The sequence below is a fragment of the Rhodoferax sp. genome (assembly GCF_023701345.1).
Classification (GTDB): domain Bacteria; phylum Pseudomonadota; class Gammaproteobacteria; order Burkholderiales; family Burkholderiaceae_C; genus Rhodoferax.
In genome coordinates, this window is sequence record NZ_JAMPXE010000209.1 from 1 (window position 1) to 3,485 (window position 3,485).

General features: G+C 57.4%; 5 protein-coding genes. 2 read left to right on the plus strand and 3 right to left on the minus strand.

Annotated elements, in window-relative coordinates:
- Positions 1–77 precede the first annotated feature (77 nt).
- From lipA to NDI87_RS17130, 3 genes are all read right to left on the minus strand, one after another.
- A complete protein-coding gene (lipA, locus tag NDI87_RS17120) occupies positions 78–1,079 on the minus strand; it encodes a lipoyl synthase (protein WP_296276794.1) in 1,002 nt (333 codons plus the stop codon).
- A gap of 92 nt (positions 1,080–1,171) precedes the next feature.
- Positions 1,172–1,855 (minus strand): lipoyl(octanoyl) transferase LipB, encoded by a 684-nt coding sequence (gene lipB / locus NDI87_RS17125; RefSeq protein WP_296276795.1) that lies wholly within the window; start codon positions 1,853–1,855, stop codon positions 1,172–1,174.
- Positions 1,856–1,857: 2 nt separating this feature from the next.
- Positions 1,858–2,151 carry a DUF493 family protein gene (locus NDI87_RS17130; protein ID WP_296276796.1) on the minus strand — a complete coding sequence of 98 codons (294 nt, stop codon included), beginning with the start codon at positions 2,149–2,151 and terminating at the stop codon, positions 1,858–1,860.
- Between the two features lie 119 nt (positions 2,152–2,270).
- Between NDI87_RS17130 and NDI87_RS17135 the strand changes: the two genes are divergently transcribed.
- Positions 2,271–2,753: an ATP synthase subunit I gene (locus NDI87_RS17135; protein ID WP_296276797.1), complete on the plus strand. Its 483-nt coding sequence runs from the start codon at positions 2,271–2,273 to the stop codon at positions 2,751–2,753.
- A 20-nt stretch (positions 2,754–2,773) separates the two neighbouring features.
- A partial coding sequence (gene atpB, locus NDI87_RS17140) for a F0F1 ATP synthase subunit A (protein ID WP_296276798.1) occupies positions 2,774–3,485 on the plus strand: 712 nt, incomplete at its 3' end.

Consider the following 3,485-nt stretch of genomic DNA (forward strand, 5'->3'; position numbering starts at 1 on the left):
CGCAGCGCTGCGACAGCGAGGCCAGGTCCAGCCAGAGACTGGAGGTGTGCCAGTGGCTTTGCATCAAAACGGCTTTTTCAGGCAGTGGTATTCCCCATCGCATGACCTGCTTGAACGTCCGCGTGGTAGCTGGAGCGCACCATCGCGCCGACAGCGGCGTGGCTGAAACCCATTTCATAGGCCCTGGTCTCGAACATCTTGAAGACGTCGGGGTGCACGTAGCGCTTGACGGTCAGGTGGCTGGTGCTTGGCGCCAGATACTGGCCAATGGTCAGCATGTTGATGCCGTGGTCGCGCATGTCTTGCATGGTCTGCAAAATTTCGTCGTCGGTTTCGCCCAGGCCTACCATCAGGCCGCTCTTGGTCGGCACGTCGGGAAACAGCGCCTTGAACTTTTTCAGCAGGTTCAGGCTGAACTGGTAGTCGGAGCCGGGGCGCGCTTCTTTGTACAGGCGCGGGATGGTTTCCAGGTTGTGGTTCATCACGTCCGGGGGGGCCGCCTTGAGGATCTCCAGCGCGCGGTCGTCGCGGCCGCGGAAGTCGGGCACCAGCACCTCGATCTGCGTCTGCGGTGATTTTTCACGGATGTGCTGGATGCAGGCCACAAAATGGCCGGCGCCGCCGTCGCGCAGGTCGTCGCGGTCGACGCTGGTGATCACCACGTATTTCAGCTTGAGTTGGGCAATGGTGTTGGCCAGGTTGACCGGCTCGTTGACATCGAGCGGGTCGGGGCGGCCATGGCCGACGTCGCAAAACGGGCAGCGCCGGGTACATTTGTCGCCCATGATCATGAACGTTGCCGTGCCCTTGCCAAAACATTCGCCGATGTTGGGGCAACTGGCTTCTTCGCAGACGGTGACCAGCTTGTTGCTGCGCAGCACGTCCTTGATTTCATAAAAACGGGTGGTCGGGCTGCCCGCCTTGACGCGAATCCATTCGGGTTTGCGCAAGATTTCACCCTGCACCACCTTGATCGGGATGCGCGACAGTTTGGCCGCCGATTTTTGCTTGGCGGTGGCGTCGTAGTTTTCAGCGCTTTGGGGGGTGCGTACCGTGTTGGTGTCTTTGGAGGTGTTCATATGCTAGGTGGTGCACCGTCACTGCGAGCGTAGCGCGGCAGTCCATGCCGTCGGAAGTCATGGATTGCTTCACTGCGTTCGCAATGACGGCATCAGGGGTCGAGAGAAACAGCAAGCTTCAGGCTGAATACCTCAGCCACTTCCTGCCAGCTTGCAACAACGCCAATTGTAGAAAGATCAATCGTTTGCAGCCCGGTGTAGCCGCAGGGGTTGATACGCGAGTAGGGTTCAAGGTCCATGGCGACGTTCAGCGCCACGCCGTGGTAAGTGCAATTGCGGCTGACCTTGATGCCCAAGGCGGCGATCTTGCCAAGGCCGGAAAAATTGGGATCCGCCCCGCTTTTCATCGGCCGTTGCGGCAGCAGCGCATGGCCGCTGGGGTCGTCCAGCCGGACGTAAATACCCGGCGCACCCGCCACCCGGTGGCCGGTCACGCCAAGCTGCAGCAGCGTGCGGATCACGGCTTCCTCGATGCGGTAAACGTACTCTTTGACAAAGTAGCCAGCACGCTTCAGGTCGAGCAGCGGGTAGGCCACCACTTGCCCCGGGCCGTGGTAAGTGACCTGGCCACCGCGGTTGGTGGCCACCACGGGAATGTCGCCAGGGTTGAAGATGTGCTCCTTTTTGCCCGCCAGGCCCTGGGTGTAAACCGGCGCGTGCTCGCAAATCCATAAAACGTCGGGCGTGCCCTCAGATCGCTCAGCGGTAAATTTCTGCATGGCCGCGTAGGTCGGTGCATAGTCCACGCGACCCAAAAACTCCACCTCCATCGGCATGGCTACAGCACCACCTTGACCATCGGGTGGGTGGACAGCGTGCGGTAAATCTCGTCAAGCTGTTCGCGGCTGGTGGCGTTGATCGTGATCGTGACGCCCAGGTATTTGCCGCCCTTGCTTTCGCGCAGTTCAATCGTGGCGGCATCAAACTGCGGGTCAAACTGCAGGGCGATGTGGGTGATGGCGTGCACCAGGCCATCAACTTTGGCGCCCATGACCTTGATCGGAAAAAGTGAGGGATAGGTAATCAGCGACTCAGCTTGTGGCGAATCGGGAGAGGGGGGCAAGTTGCTCATAAAACAATTATCGTTCTGGCGTGTGAAATTTCGTTCGTGTTTCTAAGTAAAATGGCGGACTTTGTAATAAGTGCTTGATCTCGGCGTAACCTGCTTGTAATTATTTTAGGAAACAATCCTTGCTTAAGTCTTGGGAGTCGATCGAAGATGATGCCGAAGAAGAGGACTTCAAGAGGCTGAGTGCAGAAGAAGTCAAGGCGCTGCAGCAGTCAATGCCCAAGATGTCGCCCTGGACGGTGCTTGGGGCGCAAGTTCTGGTCGGTGTGCTGGTGTCGTTATTGGTCTGGCTGGTTACGGATTTGGCAGTTGCGGCCTGGTCGGCGGCTTATGGTGCACTGGCTGTGGTTGTTCCGGCGCTGGTTTTCCTGCGCGGCCTGAGGCGTCAGCAAGGTGCGCAAAACGCGGGTGCTGCGCTGGGTGGATTTTTTGTTTGGGAAATGGTGAAGGTGGTCTTGACGGTGGCAATGTTGTTTGCTGCGCCAAGACTGATTCTGGAATTGAACTGGCTGGCCTTGTTGGCTGGCTTCGTGGTGACGATGAAGGTGTACTGGGTGGCCATGTGGTTGCATTCGGGGCGCAAAAAATCGGTTGCAAAGCTTTAATGATTGAAAATTGGTGACATATGGCTGCTGCTGAAAACACTGGAACACATGGTCCGAATGCTGGCGAATACATCCAGCACCATTTGCAGCATTTGCAGATGGATTTTTCTTTTCAGGGTGCAAAGCAGACTGGTTTGGTTGACTTCAGTCTGTTTAATCTTGACTCCCTGTTTTATTCTGTGATCCTGGGTGTGCTGGCCTGTTTTCTGTTGTGGCGTGCGGCCTCCAGGGCTACTTCAGGTGTGCCGGGGCGCTTTCAGGCGGCGGTTGAAATCATGGCCGAAATGGTGGACAAGCAGGCCAGGGGTGTGATTCACAATGCCAATAGCCGCAAGCTGGTGACGCCATTGGCCTTGACGGTGTTTGTCTGGATCTTCCTGATGAATGCGATGGACATGCTGCCGGTGGATGCTCTGCCTGCGATCTGGCACAGCGTGGGTCCGGCCATGGGTTACAAGGACTACATGCGCGTGGTGCCCACGGCTGACCTCTCCACCACGCTGGGCATGTCCTGCAGTGTGCTCCTGGTTTGCCTGTTTTACAACATCAAGATCAAGGGTCTGGGTGGTTGGACGCATGAGCTGGTGGCGGCGCCCTTTGGTGACAAGGTCTACCTTTATCCCGTCAACTTCCTGATGCAGTTGATTGAGTTTGCCGCCAAAACCGTGTCGCACGGCATGCGGTTGTTCGGCAACATGTTTGCCGGTGAGTTGATTTTCATGTTGATCGCCC